At 48.5% G+C, this 18108-nt stretch carries 21 protein-coding genes; 20 read left to right on the top strand and 1 reads right to left on the bottom strand.

Features of this window, described 5'->3' with window-relative positions; translation table 11 throughout:
* Positions 1-4: 4 nt before the first annotated feature.
* The 16 genes from AC0YN4_RS05185 to AC0YN4_RS05110 all read left to right on the top strand — a co-directional run bounded on the left by AC0YN4_RS05185 (position 5) and on the right by AC0YN4_RS05110 (position 13535).
* Positions 5-616, top strand: coding sequence for a nucleotidyltransferase family protein (locus tag AC0YN4_RS05185; protein WP_475835337.1), 612 nt, complete (start codon positions 5-7; stop codon positions 614-616).
* Between the two features lie 24 nt (positions 617-640).
* Positions 641-1336 carry a P-loop NTPase family protein gene (locus AC0YN4_RS05180; protein WP_475835336.1) on the top strand — a complete coding sequence of 232 codons (696 nt, stop codon included), beginning with the start codon at positions 641-643 and terminating at the stop codon, positions 1334-1336.
* Positions 1337-1406: 70 nt separating this feature from the next.
* Positions 1407-2687 carry an erythromycin esterase family protein gene (locus tag AC0YN4_RS05175; protein WP_475779729.1) on the top strand — a complete coding sequence of 427 codons (1281 nt, stop codon included), beginning with the start codon at positions 1407-1409 and terminating at the stop codon, positions 2685-2687.
* A gap of 163 nt (positions 2688-2850) precedes the next feature.
* The gene (locus AC0YN4_RS05170; RefSeq protein WP_475779730.1) at positions 2851-4395 is read left to right on the top strand and encodes a spore germination protein; all 1545 of its coding nucleotides are present in this window, start codon (positions 2851-2853) and stop codon (positions 4393-4395) included.
* Positions 4392-5501 carry a GerAB/ArcD/ProY family transporter gene (locus AC0YN4_RS05165; RefSeq protein ID WP_475779731.1) on the top strand — a complete coding sequence of 370 codons (1110 nt, stop codon included), beginning with the start codon at positions 4392-4394 and terminating at the stop codon, positions 5499-5501. Before AC0YN4_RS05170 ends, AC0YN4_RS05165 begins: the two co-directional genes overlap by 4 nt.
* Positions 5498-6706 (top strand): Ger(x)C family spore germination protein, encoded by a 1209-nt coding sequence (locus AC0YN4_RS05160; protein WP_475779732.1) that lies wholly within the window; start codon positions 5498-5500, stop codon positions 6704-6706. The genes AC0YN4_RS05165 and AC0YN4_RS05160 overlap by 4 nt, the downstream gene beginning before the upstream one ends.
* Before the next feature lie 13 nt (positions 6707-6719).
* The gene (locus AC0YN4_RS05155; RefSeq protein WP_475779733.1) at positions 6720-6941 is read left to right on the top strand and encodes a hypothetical protein; all 222 of its coding nucleotides are present in this window, start codon (positions 6720-6722) and stop codon (positions 6939-6941) included.
* Positions 6942-7136: 195 nt separating this feature from the next.
* Positions 7137-8015, top strand: coding sequence for a GNAT family N-acetyltransferase (locus AC0YN4_RS05150; RefSeq protein ID WP_475835335.1), 879 nt, complete (start codon positions 7137-7139; stop codon positions 8013-8015).
* A gap of 88 nt (positions 8016-8103) precedes the next feature.
* Positions 8104-8664 carry an FAD-dependent oxidoreductase gene (locus tag AC0YN4_RS05145; RefSeq protein ID WP_475779735.1) on the top strand — a complete coding sequence of 187 codons (561 nt, stop codon included), beginning with the start codon at positions 8104-8106 and terminating at the stop codon, positions 8662-8664.
* A gap of 104 nt (positions 8665-8768) precedes the next feature.
* On the top strand, positions 8769-9656 hold the full coding sequence (locus tag AC0YN4_RS05140; RefSeq protein WP_475835334.1) for a LysM peptidoglycan-binding domain-containing protein: 888 nt from the start codon (positions 8769-8771) through the stop codon (positions 9654-9656).
* 121 nt (positions 9657-9777) lie between these two features.
* On the top strand, positions 9778-10503 hold the full coding sequence (locus tag AC0YN4_RS05135; protein ID WP_475779737.1) for a phytanoyl-CoA dioxygenase family protein: 726 nt from the start codon (positions 9778-9780) through the stop codon (positions 10501-10503).
* Entirely contained in the window at positions 10500-10724 is a 225-nt protein-coding gene (locus tag AC0YN4_RS05130; protein ID WP_475779738.1) for a hypothetical protein, read from the top strand. The genes AC0YN4_RS05135 and AC0YN4_RS05130 overlap by 4 nt, the downstream gene beginning before the upstream one ends.
* 70 nt (positions 10725-10794) lie before the next feature.
* Complete coding sequence (locus AC0YN4_RS05125) at positions 10795-11652, top strand: helix-turn-helix domain-containing protein (protein WP_475835333.1); 858 nt, start codon at positions 10795-10797, stop codon at positions 11650-11652.
* Between the two features lie 107 nt (positions 11653-11759).
* On the top strand, positions 11760-12422 hold the full coding sequence (locus AC0YN4_RS05120) for an MBL fold metallo-hydrolase (protein WP_475835332.1): 663 nt from the start codon (positions 11760-11762) through the stop codon (positions 12420-12422).
* Positions 12423-12513: 91 nt separating this feature from the next.
* Entirely contained in the window at positions 12514-12855 is a 342-nt protein-coding gene (locus AC0YN4_RS05115) for a DUF1801 domain-containing protein (protein WP_475779741.1), read from the top strand.
* A 23-nt stretch (positions 12856-12878) separates the two neighbouring features.
* Positions 12879-13535, top strand: coding sequence for an HAD hydrolase-like protein (locus AC0YN4_RS05110; protein ID WP_475779742.1), 657 nt, complete (start codon positions 12879-12881; stop codon positions 13533-13535).
* Between the two features lie 18 nt (positions 13536-13553).
* On the opposite strand, the gene AC0YN4_RS05105 is transcribed toward AC0YN4_RS05110, so the two are convergent.
* A complete protein-coding gene (locus tag AC0YN4_RS05105) occupies positions 13554-14264 on the bottom strand; it encodes a MerR family DNA-binding transcriptional regulator (protein ID WP_475835331.1) in 711 nt (236 codons plus the stop codon).
* 316 nt (positions 14265-14580) lie between these two features.
* Between AC0YN4_RS05105 and AC0YN4_RS05100 the strand changes: the two genes are divergently transcribed.
* From AC0YN4_RS05100 to AC0YN4_RS05085, 4 genes are all read left to right on the top strand, one after another.
* A complete protein-coding gene (locus AC0YN4_RS05100) occupies positions 14581-14976 on the top strand; it encodes a MarR family winged helix-turn-helix transcriptional regulator (RefSeq protein WP_475779744.1) in 396 nt (131 codons plus the stop codon).
* A 17-nt stretch (positions 14977-14993) separates the two neighbouring features.
* Positions 14994-16565 (top strand): MDR family MFS transporter, encoded by a 1572-nt coding sequence (locus tag AC0YN4_RS05095; protein ID WP_475779745.1) that lies wholly within the window; start codon positions 14994-14996, stop codon positions 16563-16565.
* Positions 16566-16715: 150 nt separating this feature from the next.
* Positions 16716-17444: a hypothetical protein gene (locus AC0YN4_RS05090; RefSeq protein ID WP_475835330.1), complete on the top strand. Its 729-nt coding sequence runs from the start codon at positions 16716-16718 to the stop codon at positions 17442-17444.
* Positions 17445-17532: 88 nt separating this feature from the next.
* On the top strand, positions 17533-18057 hold the full coding sequence (locus AC0YN4_RS05085) for a DinB family protein (protein ID WP_475835329.1): 525 nt from the start codon (positions 17533-17535) through the stop codon (positions 18055-18057).
* Positions 18058-18108: the final 51 nt, after the last annotated feature.

Raw genomic sequence — 18108 nt, 5'->3', positions numbered from 1 at the left:
TGGAATGATCGTGAAGTCATACGTTGCTCAGAATCAAGATATTGCAACGCAGATGGACAGTCTTATCCGGATTGTTCTAATGAATCCTGTACTGGTGCAAGTGTTGGCGAAGGCATCGTCGTTCCAATTGGAGCACTATTACATAGGGGCAGGCTGCGTGACGCAGACGGTCTGGAATTATCTGTGCGGGCGTCCGCTGAATGATGGGATAAAGGATCTTGACTTTGTGTATTATGACGAGGATTTGTCGTACGACAAAGAAGGAGAGATCATCGACAGAGTCAGAGAATCGTTCGGCGAACTGCCCTATCAGCTGGATGTGAAGAATCAAGCTCGCGTTCATCTTTGGTATGAAAACCATTACGGCTATCCGATCCAGCCCTATCGATCATTAGAAGCAGCCATAAACTGTTGGCCGACAACGGCGACGGCAATTGGGCTCAGAAGGGCTGAAGATGGCACCTGGAAGATCTATGCGCCATTCGGATTGAATGATCTGTTCGGGCTAATCGTACGAGCCAATAAGGCACAGATCACGGAACCATTCTATCTGCAGAAAGCGGCGAAATGGAAGGCCAACTGGCCGGCATTGACGGTCATTCCATGGGATAAATAGCGACGCCTAAGGGGGAGACGTGCGATGACGAATACAAAGCTTATTCTGCTTGAAGGGATTCCGGGATCGGGCAAATCGACCTCTGCACAATTTATCTCAGGAGCACTTACCCGTGCCGGGTTGAAGCATAGATGGTGGTATGAAGAAGAGGTCGGTCATCCTGTTTATGTCTTCGAGGATTCGGCTTCGCTGCATCAGGTTGTGCACGACCTCGAGAACGGGAGCTATCAGAAAGTCATCGATGCCGCTCTTGCCAAATGGCAACAATTCAGCAACGCAGTTCAATCATCGGATGAGATTGTAATCATAGACAGCTGCCTGTTCGGCAACACGGAAGGGGCTTGGTCGGAAGACGAGCAGAAGCTGTTGGCTTTTATGGGACTGGAGGCCGGCACGAATAACGAGGCTGTGACTGTGGATTTGCAGCGATTTGCAGGGGTTTATTATGCGAAGTCAGAGGATGATGAGCATACTTGCGAGGTGCGATTCGATCTTGATTCCGCCTCGCTTATCGTTGACCGACTTCCACAGGTTTGGACGCAAACGCCATTAATTCAGCGCGGTGACAATGTCTTCGATGTTCAGTCTTTACCGTTACAGGTTCACTTCGAAGAAGGTGACAACGAACAAGGTATTCGCTTGCACTTAACCGGACCAACGCTGCTGAGTGGGAAGGTAGATGTTGTATTAATGAAGCGGCCTTACCAGCGTAGCTCATAACTCTTGCGCAAATTGGAAAATATAAACACTATATTTTCTAGTTTGCGAGAAGAGAAGGGGACATTCTACGATGAGCATTAAAGGACGAACGAACGATCGACAGGAAATAGTCGATGCGATCAAGCAACGAGCAAACCGCTTGGATCAGCCTGTGGATCTTCTGCATCTTGCGAACGCATCGGCCGGCTCGAAATATGTATTGCTGGGCGAAGCGAGTCATGGAACGAGTGAGTTTTACACGAATCGAACGGCGCTCTCCCAAATGCTGATTGAACAGTATCAATTTAGTTTCATCGCAGTCGAGGGTGACTGGCCCTCCTGTTATGAAGTAAACAAGTACGTCAAGCATCACCCAGAGGCACTAGGCTCCGTCGACGAAGTGCTGCAATCCTTCGATCGCTGGCCGTCGTGGATGTGGGCGAACCGGGAAACGGCGGAGCTCATATCTTGGCTGCGCGAGTATAATCGCGAACTGCCTGAGGAATATCGGATTGGATTCTATGGTATTGATGTGTACAGTCTCTGGGAGTCGATGGACGAAATTATCAAGCATCTGAAGAGGACGAATTCGCCGGAGCTTGCTGCAGCGCTGAACGCCTTCTCCTGTTTCGAGCCTCACAGCCGGGATGGCCAGAACTATGGCATGTCTGCCGCATTCTTCTCCGAGATGTGCCAGGATGAAGTGCTTCAACTGTTGAGAGAGCTGGAAGCTAAGCGCAATCGAGCAGGCGGCACGCATGAAGCGCTGTTGAATGATGAGATCAATGCGCTCGTTGCCGTTAATGCCGAGCGTTATTACCAGGCCATGGTGAAGGGCGGACCTGATTCGTGGAACATTCGGGATCGGCATATGGTCGAGGCGCTTAATCGAGTCATGCATTTCTACGGTCCTTCTGCAAAAGCAATCGTATGGGAGCACAACACTCACATCGGAGACGCGCGTGCTACAGATATGGAAGCAGACCGAATGGTGAATGTGGGTCAGCTTCTCCGCGAGCAGAGCGAAGATATGGAAGTCTTCGCCATCGGATTCGGGACACATAGCGGTACAGTCATCGCAGCTGATGCCTGGGAATCTCCGCTTGAGGTGCTGCGTGTACCGGAAGCGCAGCGCGGCAGCTGGGAGGATCTGATGCACGAAGCAGGTGCATACGATCAATGGTTGATTTTCCGAGGGACGGATACGGAGGTCTTCCATCATACGTACGGCCATCGCGCGATTGGCGTGGTCTATCATCCGCATTACGAGCGAGGAAATTATGTCCCGAGCGTCATGGCGGAACGCTATGATGCCTTCGTGTTTATCGACCGATCGAACGCGCTTCAGCCGTTAATTCCGGCCACGGTTTAAAGATGTAAGCAAAAGAAGGAGCTAAGCCTGCGTGTGCTTAGCTCCTTCTTCTATGAAGGCGGCAGGCGCGCATACTCACGATGGAATTGGGAAATCCTGCATAGAGATGTCGAACGAGCGTCATAGGACGGAAACTACCAACGAGATATGAGGATGAACTTTCATGAAGGCGTATCGTCAACCACCCATCGATTCGCAACACCAAGAATTGAAACGCCCTCTGTCCGCGAACCTCGATGAAACTTTGCAAATGCTTCGCTCTATCTACGATAAATGCGAATATGTGACTATTCACGAATTCGTCCTGTCTAATAGACGGAATGCCGCCCTGATCTATATTGAGAACTTATCCGGTAAAGAAGCCATAGACGAATTTGTGCTTGCCCCACTCATCGCGCAAAGCTCCTGGCTGGAAGCCGGCGAATCTATAAAGGCTATTCAAGAGAAAATTCCGGTTTCCAAAATATATACCGTATGCCAGATTGCAGACGTCATTGAACGAGTATCCATTGGATATCCAGTTCTGCTTGTTGATCTGGAAGATCAAGGCCTCGCACTTGGTTTATCCCAATCAACCAATCGTTCTATCGAAGAACCGATCGCAGAATCCATCGTCAGAGGATCAAGAGACGGATTCACGGAAAACTTGATGACCAATACGTCTTTATTGCTAAGGAGAATCAGGAGCCCGAAGCTGAAGATGAACTGCATCAAGATCGGAAGATATACGCAGACGGACGTAGTAATTACCTACATCGATGGAATAGCTGATTCTGCCTTAGTGAGTGAGATAACTGCGCGTTTAAAGCAAATTGACGTTGACGGGATTTTGGAAAGCGGTTATCTTGAAGAATTTCTGGAAGGAAACCCTTATTCCCCGTTTCCTCAATTTATTGCTACCGAACGCCCAGACGTAACTTGCTCGAATTTATTAGAAGGGCGCGTTGCAATACTGGTGGACGGGACACCATTCACGATAATCGCGCCGACAACGTTCTTTTCCTTGCTGCAGTCGCCGGAGGACTATAATAATAGGTTCATAATCGGCACGATGGTTCGCTGGCTTCGTTACCTCTTCATCGGAATCAGTTTGTTAGGGCCTTCGGCTTATATAGCCATACTTACGTACCATCATGAAATGATCCCCACGATCTTGCTGCTGAGTATTGTGGAATCACGAGAGGATATCCCATTTCCGGCATTAATTGAGGCTTTGTTAATGGAAATCACGTTCGAGGCGCTCCGCGAAGCCGGTTTACGACTTCCCAAACAGGTCGGTCCCGCCGTCAGCATTGTCGGAGCGCTCGTAATTGGACAAGCCGCAACGGCGGCCGGTCTCGTATCATTTCCGATGGTTATGGTCGTAGCCATTACCGGAATCGCTTCTTTCTTAACGCCGCATTACACGCTGGGCATTACGATTCGAATGCTTCGCTTTCCGATTATGTTTATGGCCGGGATGTTGGGTTTACTGGGGATCATTCTCTCGCTCATTCTCATCGTGGTCCATCTGAGCACGCTGCGTTCATTCGGTATTCCATATTTGACGCCGCTCGCGCCATTCAAACCTCACGAACTGAAGGATGTGCTTATTCGTGCTCCCTGGTGGAGGATGACTACCCGTCCGTCCCTGGCCGGCGCAATAAACAAGTATCGACAAGCTCCCGGACAAAGGCGTAACAAGAAAGAAGGGGAGGGGTCGGAATGATTGAAAAAGGCAAAATATCCGCGCTGCAATTGGCTATGATCATGTATCCGGCTATAGTCGCTACCGGCGACCTCATTATTCCAGCCTTTACGGCCAGACTCGCTAAACGGGATTTGTGGATGTCTCCGATTTGGGCGATCGTTGTCGGTTTTATTGTACTATCTATCATGTATCGGCTATATAAGTTATATCCGAACGAGACACTTATTCAACAGCTCGAACGCATATTCGGCAGCGTACTTGGAAAAGCCATCGGAGCTTGTTATCTATTCGCCATTCTTCATATTAACGGAATGATCGTCAGGCAATACGCGGATTTCGTCACGAGTGTTTTTCTGCGCAATACGCCGATTCTGTTTATCATCGCAAGCATGGTGTTGGTTTGCGCGATTACCGTGCGTGGAGGTATCGAAGCGATCGCAAGAAGTGCTCAGATTTTAGTGCCGCTGCTCATCCTTTCCTGGATCATCATTCTCGTCTTGCTCATTCCGGACATGCAGCCTCTTAATCTGCTTCCCGTCTTTGCTAACGGGGTTCAACCGTCGTTAAAGGGTGCAATCCCGACAGGAGGCTGGTTTGCACATTTCGCGCTCGTATCTTTTCTGCTGCCTAATTTGGTTAATCCGCAGAAGGCGATGAAGTGGGGGACTATCGCGGCTGTAGTAATTATGGTTACGCTGGTCTTAATCACGATGGCGACCTTATTTATATTCGGAGACATCACCTCTCAGCTGCAATACCCGGTCATGATGGCCATTCGTTATATTAACGTAGCCGATTTCTTCGAACATGTAGAGGCGATTATGGTGGCAATCTGGGTTATCGGTGCGTTTATTAAAATCTCGATTTACTTTTACGTGTTCGTGCTCGGAACCTCACAGCTGCTTCATTTAACCGAATTCCGTCCGATCGTATTTCCTAGCGGTATCCTGCTGGCCCTGTTCACGCTGTGGGTCTCTCCCAATATTCAAGAGTTCGCTCATTACCTCGGAACGAGTACGCCGTTTGAGAACATGACGTTTGAATTGGTTCTTCCGGCTGGCTTGCTTCTCGCCGCGATCTTGCGAAACAAATTCCAACCGCAAGTAAGGAGGGATGGAGGATGAACGACGCAGGTCGAAGATGCTCCGGCAAATGGCTGCTCTTGTCTGGTTGCGTCATTACCCTTCTCTCTCTCTCCGGTTGCTGGGATCGAAAAGAAGTCAACGATGTGGCGGTCATCCTCGCTACGGGTATCGATAAGAATGAATCCGGCGGCCTTGTGCTGTCCGTGCAAGTTTTTGTACCGAAAAAACGGAGCGGCGGCCAGGAAAACTCGCGATCAGGCGGGGGGGCACCCTCGACTTATGTGAGATCGGCCACCGGAGTGACGGAGGCTGATGCCTTCTCAAAGTTGCAAGAAATGTTCCCTCGCGATGCCATTTGGGGACATGACAAGATTCTGATATTTAGCGAGAAGGTCGCCAAGGAAGGCATTCGCGATACCGTCGACGTCAAGATGCGGTTTCCGGATGCTCGGATGCGATTGAAAATTTTTATCAGCGACGGAACAGCGAAGAGCGTACTTGCGCAGCAGCCTCCGCTAGAACAAAGCACAGCTAGCACGCTGCGGGCAATGACCAAGCTCCATTCCGTCATGGACGTGCCGATCAAATCGTTGGCACAAATGCTGGCCGGTAAATCCGGAGCAGCCGCATTACCGCTGGTTAAGAATCTCCCATCGGAGCAACCGTCGAGCCCTAATCAGTCAACACCGTACGTGAAGGGGACAGCCGTTCTCAAAGATGGCAGGATGATTGGGAAAATTGACGATGAATTAACCAGGTCGCTTCTCTTGCTTAGAAACGAATTAAGAACGAATATCTTAACGTTTGCTCCAAAAGAAGGGAAAGGCATGGTATCGCTGTCTTTAATAAGAAGTCATACTACAATGCGGCCTCGAATCAGCAATAAGAAGTGGAGCATGACAGCCAAAATCAACATCGAGGCGAGGCTAGTCGAAAGCACAAATGCCATTTCTTATAGAAACCCGCAATTAGCAAAACAATTGGAAGGTGAACTAAGCGAATATGTTGAAGGCCAAATAAAGTACCTATTTCAGCGAGTCCAATTGGAATTGCAGTCGGACATCTTTGAATTCGCCGAAATCTTTTACAGGAAATACCCGAACGAGTGGGAGCGCAATAAGGTGAATTGGGACGAGAAATTTCCGGAAGTCCAAGTTCACGTTCAAGTGGTTTCAAAAATCGTTACGCCAGGGTTAGTGGATGCTGGCGTCAACCGACCTGAAAACGAAGTGAAGAAGAAATAAAGGGGAAACCGCCATGAAATTGGGTTCTTTATTAGGGATCACGGTAATTTTCGTCATCATGATTGTAATGGAATGGCCAAAACTGCGACACCTCCGAAGAGAAAGAACCGCATTTGCCGCTCTTACGGCCATCGGATACATGCTTGCCTTGCTGCTGCTCTATTACCCGGAGGTACCTGGTCCAACGCAAATGTTCGAAACGTTCTATAAACCTTTGATCAGCATTCTGGAATAGAAATATGGTATAAATACAGCCAATAGTTAATCCATTTTGTGTGCTATGATGGAGATATTTGGAACGCTGCTTTCCGGATAATCAATCATCGGTAGAGGTGGGAACCAATGACGATTACGATTAGGGTAAACGGGGTATTAAGAAAGAGCGAGCGAAGCCCGAGGTCCTTGACTTATTTAAGAGAGGGGTATTAGCATGATTACGTTTAACCGCTTTAGTCAGCTTCCGGCTAACGAGATCGTCACACTATGGAACAAAGGCTTCGAAGGGTATTTCACGAATGCAGCCATGGATCTTGATCGATTTATGTCACGAACGGTCAATGAAGGGCTCTCTCTGGAGCATTCGCTGGCGATGATAATTGACAGCGAACCTGCCGGATTTGTGATGAACGGCTTTCGGACTGTCAATGGAGTGAAAACAGCTTGGAATGGCGGTACAGGAATTGCTCCCGCTCATCGAGGTAAAGGGTACGGAAAACAGCTTATGGCGCACAATGTACAGCTGTATCGGGAACAGAATGTGAATCATGCCTTGCTCGAAGCGATTATACAGAATGAACCGGCGATCAAGCTTTATCAAGGTGCCGGTTATCAAATAACAGGACAATTAGTTTGTTCCACACAGGAAGACGCTTTAGATCCCAGCATACTGCTGCCTAGCTTCCCGCAACGGTTTGTAATCAGGCATGCGAAACCGCGCGACGTCAGAATGCTCTCCTTCTATAATCACGATGCAGCTTGGCAGACAGGCTGGCAAAATCAGAATGATGGAGAATGCTGCATTATCGCAGATGGAGAAGATCTGGTGGGCTATGCGCTATTCAAACGAAATTACAGCGAAGACGGATTTCTGAATTCAATCGTGCTCTATCAATGCGAAGCAGCGCCGAGCAGGTCGGATTCCGGCAAGATTCTCAAAGCATTGCTCAAAGAAGTATTCAGTCCGCTGGAAATGCCTTATAAACGAATGACGTTGAATATCAGGCATACTAATGCGGAGCTTCTCGAGCTGCTTAATCGCCTTGGCTTCAAGCCATATATCGAACAAGTTCATATGTCGCTCCGGCTATAATGGACAACTTGCAACCGCTCTATCGAATGGCTTATGATTGTTTAGAAATGCTGCAATCATCTGTAATCATATGAAGGAGTGATTATTCGTGTTTGACATTATCATTATCGGAGCAGGCCCTGCAGGAGCTAGTGCAGGATTATTCGCAGCTAAGGCTGGCAAGAAGACACTTCTGATCGACAGCGATAAGAGCATGACGAAGAAGGCATGGATCGAGAATCATTACGGTTTGCTGGAAACGACAGGTCCAGAGCTCGTGGAAATCGGCAAGAAGCAAGCGGTTAAATTCGGTGCAGAGCTGATTCAAGATACAGTAGTCAATGTTACGAAGAGTGAGAACGGATTCAGCGTAGCGACGGAATCGCAGCAATTCGAAGGCAGTCATGTTATTGTGGCGACAGGGATCTCAACAGATCTGGCTGAGAAGATCGGTTTGTCGGTAAAAGAAGGCACTGAGCCGCGTATCAAACAAGTATTCGATGTGGATGCGAGCGGTAAATCGAACGTTGCCGGCGTCTGGGTTGCTGGTACAGCGGCCGGAGTCAGTGTGCATACGATCATCACTGCAGGCGACGGCGCTAAAGTTGCTATTAACGTAATCAGTGAGCTAAACGGCACGCGTTACGTGGATCATGATTTGTTGAAATAAATGTAGCTGAACCTGATAGATAATCAACAAAAGGAACTACCCTGAGCGGTAGTTCCTTTTGTTTGTGCGCCTGAATACGTATAGGCATGAGGGGAGAGAGTCGCATGATCTATGTCGTACAAGGTGGAGACACGTTAGAGCGAATAGCCGATCGCTTCGGATCAAGTGTCGCTCGGCTGCTGGAAGTGAATGTGATCTGTGACCCGCAATGGATTGTGGTAGGTCAACCGCTGCTGATCCCGGATGCAGGGATCGACTATCAAAGAGCAGGCGGATATCCCTATTATGTCGTTCAATATGGCGATACGCTAACCTGCTTATCGCCTCAGTTTCATCAAACACCGGCAGCATTTGCGGCTAGTAATCGACTTCCGATAGCAGCGCCTTTAACGGTTGGTAGTGAGCTTCTTGCTGGCTTCTCTGTGCCGGATCCGGCACGTTTAGCTTCCGAATGGGAACAAACCGCCACATCAGCAGCGTGTGATCTTAATTCCATGCAGCAGCATGGCATCTACTATATCGGTTCCTTTCAATGGGAGACACTCGGAGAATCGGCGGTTCCGTACCTTATGCCGCTGTTGAAACACGCCTGTGAGACGGTTCGGTATTACGCTGTAATGAGCTTAGGACGTATCGCAACAGGTGATGCAACTCGAGCTGCATTAGAATCGGCTGTACAAGATCAAACGCCGTATGTGTCAGAGCTTGCGAAGCTGGCTTTGCGCCGAGCGAAATTAGTGCCTGAGGTGACCAAACGGGTGCATCTCTTAACTGCGGATCAACGTTTGTATTCGGAACCTAACGGGAGTTCTGCTTCAATTCCACTTCCGGCTGGTACGGAGATCTTCTCGATGAGATGGAACATACCCAGCAGTACGAATGAAGAAGGTCCAAGAGGCGGATTGGAATATTACGATCAAGTGCAGGTTCGGAGCACCGGTCAGGTCGGTTATTTGGGCCGGGTTGGTTTCAACGATGCACAGATGATTTAATCGGAACGGGATGGTGGAAAAAGTACAATAACTACTGGAATCCGTTCATTGTCCGATATGCGCAACTCCTTGATAATAAAGGTAAACCAGCTTCATCCACTATCGAGGAGTGAAATGAACTATGCTGAATGCGGAACAGTTGAAGCAGTATCATGAACTGGGTTATGTCATCTTTGATCGCTTATTCACAGCCGAAGAAATGGACCGAATACGCGCCATTATTGACGTGTTTGATTGGGAAGGCGAAGAGGCGCTTAAGAAGGGCAGCAAAGGGTTCAACAACATTCCGAATCAAATCAATTTCACCTGTAATTTGGCCAGACGGCATGAGGAGCTTGAGAAATTTATCGGCGATCAGCGTTTTGTCGATCTGACCACTAGCGTATTAGGCGGTGACATTCGGCTGTATTGGGATCAATCCGTCTATAAACGTCCGGAAGCGAAGAAAGACTTCCCATGGCATCAGGATAACGGTTATGTACCGACTGATCCCGTTCATTATATGACCTGCTGGCTGGCGCTCGACGATGCCACGATAGAGAATGGCTGCATCTATATTCAGCCCGGCTCGCATCTGCAAGGTTATGTCGAGCATGTGCAGACGGACACAGGCTGGCAGTGTTATTTTGGCGAAGACCCCGGTCAACCGGTTCCCCTGCCTAAAGGCAGCATGGTGATCTTCCATTCGCTTCTCTTTCACCGCAGTACGCCTAATCAAAGTGACAGCACGCGCAAAGCCTATGTCATACAATATTCAGTAGAAGGCGCCAAGAATCCGGTGACGGGCAAAGTGTTCGACAATGGGCCGCTCATCGCTCAAGACGGTAGAGCGCTGATTGCCAAATGAGTGCCGTCATCGTCGTTTGTCTGCGGAATTTACAGGAGAATCGTCACGGTACAATGCTTGATCAGCTCGTCCTAGATGGCCATGATGTCTCGTTGTCTCATTGCCTGAATCAGTGCGTGGGCTGCAGAAGGGGACCGGCACTCTCCATCGATGGCTCCTGGATCGGTGCTGCCGATGAAGCGGCGCTTCGAAACGAGGTTGACGCGAGGCTGCCGAAATAATGTTTCCAAACTATACTACGGCTGGTGTAAACTAGGAGTATACTAGCTGATAGGATTGGCGGGGGAACCGGTGGAAACCAGATCGCTTACAAGCACTAGCTTCGATCAGTGGCAGGTCAACGTCTACATGGTCGATGAAGGTAAATACGAGACGCTAAATCATCAGCACATCATATATCCGAATTGGGTCATCAGCCATGTGCGGCAAGGCCAAGTGATTACAACGACGAATGGCGAACAGCACAAGGTACGTGAAGGAGGGGTTATGCTGCACCCTCCTTTTTTGCCGTTCTCCGAACGAGCGGACCAGTCCGGTTTGCATGAGTGGGTATCAGTTCAGGTTCAAACAAGCTATAACGTAGACCTGTTCCAGCTCTATCAAGTTCAGCCCGTGGTACAGCTGCTCGATGCGGAGGCGTATAGTCTCGTGTTCCAATCCATGCTTCGCACTTGGAAGAGCAGCTCATCCTTTCGCGAAGTGTCCCTCGCAGCAGACATGCTTCGATTGTCTACGATGATTCTCGAGAGCTGGGAAGCGCATGGTAGAATCGGACGCAGCGAAGCCTATTCCGCGAAGTATGACAGGTTCTTCCCAATCATTCGTTATATGGCGGACCATATGGCGATGAAGCTTTCTCGGGATATGCTGGCGGAGAAGGTACATTTGAATACGAATTATTTGGACCGGGCCTTCCATGAAGCTTACGGGATTAACCCGATGCAGATGCTCAGGCAGATGAGGCTGAATAAAGTGAAGCGTCTGCTTGAGACGACAGAAGAGCCGCTCAGCCAGCTGGCGCAATTATGCGGATTAGGTGACGCTGCCTACTTGAGCCGTCAGTTCGTGAAAACCTTCGGCATGACACCGGGCAAATACAAGCAGACGATTCGCTCCGCACAATCGAATTTTATGGCGGATAAGAAATAAAGAACCGGTGAAGCAAAAGTAACTGACTTTTGTTCACGCGGCACAAGTGGTACGATAATTAGGAAGAGTTTACAAGTTTGCAAAGTTGAGAGGAGTGGCAAGTAACAATGGAGAAATCAGGAATCAAGGCGATTCAGCTAAATATGCTGGTGAATGCGAATGACTTCATTGTCCACGCTGCTATCGTATGGGACGAGCAGGAGCTTATCCTTGTGGATACCGGAATTCCCGGACAAGTAGACGTGATTCGTGACGCGTTGGCGAAGGAAGGCTTCAATCTGGATGATCTGACCCAAATCATCATCACTCACCAGGATCGTGATCATATTGGCTCGCTTCCGGAGCTTGTGGAATTGTTTGAGGGGCGCGTTGAAGTGCTTGCTCACGAAGTTGGAGTCCCTTACATTGCCGGCGAGCTTCCGCTTCTGAAGAGCAAGACTCTGGTGCCTCCGGTTAAGGTGAATACCGTTCTGAACGATGGGGAGCTGCTGCCTGTTGCCGGTGGTTTGCAAGTCATCTATACACCGGGACATTCGCCGGATCACATCGCGATCTATCACATCCCAAGCAAGACGCTGGTTACAGGCGACTCGTTGACCTCAAACGAAGGCGTGCTGATGCCGCCGGCCGCAAACTTTACCCCGGACTGGGAGACGGCGATGGAGTCGGTTAAGAAATTCCAGAAGCTTGATATTGCAACAATGATCACCTATCATGGCGGCGTTTGTACGGATAATCTGCAAGAGCGATTGGCGGATATCGTGAAATGAATCCACAAATGATCATGATCCTGATTAAATTTCATTCCGTTCATACGGGGAACATGCAAGTGTCCGAATAATAGGGAGGAGATGTGTGGAAATGAATCAAGAAGTGAGCAGCTTTATTGAGGAATTGAAACAACCATGGCAGGCGGAGGCTTGTAATCAACTTCGTCAGATGGTTCATCAAACCGTGCCGGCGATCGATGAGCGTATCCAGTACAAGAAGCCGCATTTTCTGAAGGACGGCAAATACGCAGCAGTCATCAGCACGGCCAAAGATACGGTGACGTTCATGATCTTCAATACGACAAACGTTGATCTGTCTGGAGGTAAATTCGAAGGACCTGTAGAGCGAAGATGGATGAAATTTCGTGAAGGGGATCCGATTGATTTGCCACTACTAGCTAAGGTGCTAACCGAGGCGTCGAACACATTATAGGCGAGAGAGAGCGTGCACTCATCATGTATAAGGCGATATTGTTCGATCTAGACGGAACGCTTACCGATCCGAAGCAAGGAATAACCCGAGCCGTACAGTATGCGCTGGCGAAATACAAGATTATCGAAGATAATTTGGATCTGCTGGAGCCGTTTATCGGGCCGCCGCTTGCGAATTCTTTTCAAGAACGATACGGTTTCTCAGCGTCAGAAGCACGAACGGCGGTGGATTACTATCGCGAATATTTTACGGATAAAGGGATCTATGAGAATGAGTTGTATGGCGGTATACGAGAGCTGCTCGAACTGTTAGTAGAGCAGAAGAGGACTATCATCATTGCAACGTCCAAACCTACTGTATTTGCGGAGAAAATAGTAAGCTACTTCGAGATCGATTCTTATTTCGACTATGTCTGTGGCAGCAATCTCGATGGCACGATGTCGGATAAAAGTGAAATTATCGCGCATATTCTGCAATCGCAGCAGCTTACAGCGGCATCAGCGATAATGATCGGTGATCGCAAGCATGATTTGATCGGCGCTCAGCGTAACGGAGTTGCTTCTATTGGAGTAGGGTACGGCTATGGAAGCGAAGAAGAATTACAGGCGCATTCGCCGGAGTATTATGTACGGAATGTGCGGGAGCTGCAAGAGTTGTTTCAGCATGCAACAGCCGTTTAAGTCTCGCATTGGACTCCGTCAATCGATTAGCTTAATTGCTCTGCATAACTCAACCAACTGATGAACACCTTGAAATTGATTCCGAATTCGCGCATGAATGCCTTGGATTGCGGTCTCCGTCAGCTTCATGGCTTGCTCGACGCTCTGGTGCTCTACGGCATGAACGATATCCTTCAAGTTACGGAGCAGATACACGGTGCTTCTCAGCGTTCTGATAATCAGGATCTGGCGGATATGCAGAGCGGTGTACAGCCGATAGCCGTTGTCCGAGTCGCGTAATGGTGTGAGGAGCTCTTCCTTCTCCCAGTGACGCAGAGCAGCTGTCGTAACGCCGGCTAGAGCAGCCGCTTCTCCAATCGACATGGGATTCTTCCTTCTTGTATCAACGAAATCCGGCAATGCCAGCTGATGAAGCAGCTCCAAGGTCTGATCCGCTGCAGTCTTATCCTGCTGCAGGAGAGCTTGCTCCTTGTTCACGAGCCAGAACGCGGCATTCATCTGGCCTGCCTGAATGTGACGAAGAACATCACAGGTGACGGCAACGCCGAAACCGGCAAACATCGTTCGTAAGCACCGGAAATAAGCCAAATGGATATCCGTATAGAGACGGTAGCCGTTAGCGCCGCGTTCCGGAGCCGGAACAACACCCCAAGACTCATAATGTCGCAGCGCGCTTGTACTGAGGTTCAGCGCTCGGGCAATTTCGATTGGTTTGTATGTTCGTTGCATCTCTTCACCTCGATTCAAGAGCGTTAATGCTCAATATTACCAGAAGCTTGGAAGACTGGCAATTGCCTGAACGGTCGCTTGAATATGCGATCGTTCAGGCTTTTTGTTTGCTCTTCAACTTGATATGTAAAAATTTTAATATAAATCTATTGACGGCAGCCTGCATTGTGTAGTATTTTCTTAAAGGCCTAATATCTTATTCAGTAAGATAATGAGCAGGTAAGCAACTGATTAAGGAACGTAACGCATTGTTCAGAGCGGAGGGAGAAGGATTACACATTCAGGCGGAAATAAACTAGCCGAGCTTCAGCTCCTCATGGAACGTTTTGCGCAGAGGGCGAAGAATCGGATTAAGCTGCTTGAGAATCCGTTCAACCTCACCAGCGGTCATATCTTCGTATTGATGTATTTGCATCGAACGGGAATTTGCCGGGTGAATGATGTCGTGAAGCTCCTCGGCATTACATCAGGTGCTGCTACGGGATTGACGGATAAGCTTGTTTCACTTAGCCTCATTGAACGGACGAGACCGGAGGATGACCGCAGAGTCGTACAATTAAGCTTAACGGAGAAAGGCAAGGAAACAGTTGAGCTCATCCGTAAACAGCGAATGGAATGGTTCACCGGCTTGATTGGACAGATGGAAGATGATCAGGTAGATCTCATCACGGATGCGTTTAAGCTACTATTGCAAGCACTCGAGGAAAAATGACAGAAGGAAGTGGTACGATGACAAATTTAAGTCCAAAACAGCTTCGCTGGATCGTGACAGGACTTATGCTTGGCTTGCTGCTCGGATCGCTCGATCAAACGATTGTATCGACGGCCATGCCGCATGTAATTGCTGAGCTCGATGGTTTTAGTCTGTATAGCTGGGTATTTACGATTTATATGTTAACTTCAACAACGGCTGTTCCGATCTTCGGGAAGCTCGCCGATTTGTTCGGCAGAAGACTTGTGTACTTGATCGGGATGGGGTTGTTCCTTGTAGGATCGGCACTTTGCGGTCTGTCGCATAATATGACGGAGCTCATCATTTTCCGTGCGATTCAAGGTATCGGTGCAGGTGCGCTTATGCCAATCGCGATGACCATTATCGGAGACATCTATCCGCCGGACCGTCGCGGCAAAATGCAAGGTATTTTCGGCGCTGTATTCGGATTGTCCAGCGTTCTCGGTCCTGCAGTCGGCGGATTTATCGTTGACCATATTGCTTGGCAGTGGATATTCTACATTAATCTTCCGTTCGGGATATTCGCAGCCATTATTCTATCCATTGCACTGAAAGAATCAAGAAGCTCGGAGAAAAAATCGATCGACTGGGGCGGTGCATCTACGCTCACAGGTGCGGTCGTAGCTTTCTTGCTCGCTATTGAGATGGGCGGAAACGGTACATCCGAAGGCGGCATCACGAAATATCCGTGGGATTCCCCGCAAATCATTGGCTTGTTCGGAGCGAGCCTGCTGCTCATTCTGATTTTCATTTGGATCGAATCCAAAGTGAAGGAACCGATCATTCCACTGAAATTGTTTAAGCTTCAAGCGATTTCGGTTTCCAGTATTGTTGGTTTCATGATGGGCATGGGGATGTTCGGCGCGATAACGTACATTCCGCTGTATTCACAAGCAGTAATAGGGACATCGGCTTCGCACTCCGGTTACATTTTAACTCCGCTCATGCTGTCCTTGATTCTATCCAGCATCCTTGGCGGGATTCTGATTAAGAAGCTGAGCTACCGTACAATCGTAATGTCTGCTATGGCGATTATGACGGTCGGCTACCTGTTCATGTCGCAAATGGATGTGAATACAACCAGTCTGGAACTGATCCTGTACATGATTATTATCGGTTTCGGTATGGGAGCGCTTATGCCTGTACTCACAATCGCAGCTCAAAGCGCGGTTGGCCATGATCTGCGCGGTGTTGCAACTTCGACTACGCAATTCACACGCTCCATTGGCGGTACTGTTGGTGTTGCGATCATGGGCGTTATTATGACGAATCACATGACGAGCGGGCTTAAAGATATTCAAAGTGATTTCACAGATATCCCGGCAGATAAGCTTGCTCAGTTTGCCAATCCGCAATCCTTGCTTCAGCCGGAAGTGAAAGCACAAATTCCGGATAAGCTGCTTGCAGCCTTGCAAGGAATACTGAGCAATGCGATCACATCGGTGTTCGTGATCGGTATTGTAGTTGTCTTGATCGGTTTGGTTGCGGCTATCTTCTTCGGCAAGCTGCGTATGCCTAGAAGTGAAGAGAGCGCGAAAGCTGTCAAAGCTGAACTGAATATGCATTAGCTTCAAGATGGTGGACAGGTGGACAGTTGACAAAACTGTCCACTTTTTTATTTGCACCGATTCAGACACTGACGCTGTTCAAAGCTCTGTACAGAAGAAATGAGTAAAATAAGCGTTTTCCACTGAGACTAATATAGGGGTGTTTAAATATTGGGAAGTCATAAATCCAGAGCTATCCATTATGGTTGGTTAACGCTTTGTATTGTGCTGGCTTGCATTGTCTTTCTGCAGTTTAGAGCGTTGACCAATCAACGTAACGAGCAGCAAGAGATGCAGGCACTCTACGAGGAGAAAACGAATGATTATTTTCTGGAAATGCTTGCGAACTTGAACTCCTTTCAGCCGTTAGTGAAATCCTTGACCGAAATATCAGCTATCCATGATATGAAAGATCGCATTCATAACCAAAAGATACTCGATCTCGCCAAAGAACAGGCCAGCCAAGTGACCAATCAATTTGTGCTGTTGATTCAGGCTGCGGATCTCAAAGAGAAGGACCAGGAACTTCGACATCGAGTCAATAACTTGATTATGACCTCCCAGCAGCAGGAGGATGCAGCGCTTCTGGCTTTTGAAGCCGATCTCTGGAGAACCGTGTATAACACGAGCTCGAGGTACTGGTTAGGAAAGCCGCAGGTGATTGATCAACTATCACTTGAAGCTAATCGTGATGCCGCACTGGAGATGGCTAACCTGGATAAGACCATGCAGCAATTCAAAGAACGCGCGAACGAGATGAGGATGAGTGATCGATACGCAGGCATGCAAGTGGATTTCGTTACGTTATTAAAGAAGGACTTGTTGGAAGGTCTTGTCCCCCATTTGAAGAAGTTGACTGCTGTCAATGAGTCCTTCAACAAACGGAAGTCAGTGGGCTGAATGGATCAGTGGCAAAAAAATCCATACAAACCCTGCGGAAGCTGATATAATACGGCTTATTACTAATTTTCCGAAGAGGTGAGCTGCAATGTACATACCGAAACCTAGAGCGGGAGAATATAACTCCGTATGGGACAATTATTATGCAACGGTCGATGAAGGTGACATCCATCAGCTTCTCATCAATCAAGGGAAGCAAATTTGCGATTTGTATAGTTCGCTGACAGAGGAACAAAGTCTGTATCGTTATGCGGAAGGCAAGTGGAGTCTCAAAGACGTGCTGGGTCATATTATCGACACCGAACGCATGATGACTTACCGGATTCTTGTTGCCGGCAGGGGCGATTTGACACCTATGCCAAGGCATGCAGATGTGTATGTGAGTTTGACGAATTTTGATCGTCGTCCGTTAAGTGAACTGATCGAGGAGTACCGCACAGTGAGAGCATCCTCTGCATCGCTGGTAAATGGACTGACGGAGACGGAGATTCAGCAATTCTGCATTCTCAATGAAGTGAAAACGTCGGCTGCTGCCGGTGTGTATTTCATTCTTGGACATGCCCAGCATCATATGAATGTTGTGCATGAACGATATTTACCTCGTTTAACTTAAACTAGGAACCGCCGCGATCATCGTTCGCGGCTTATTTATATTATCGCTAAT

Source organism: Paenibacillus sp. J22R3, assembly GCF_056269305.1.
This window is presented reverse-complemented; position numbering and strand designations above follow the sequence as displayed.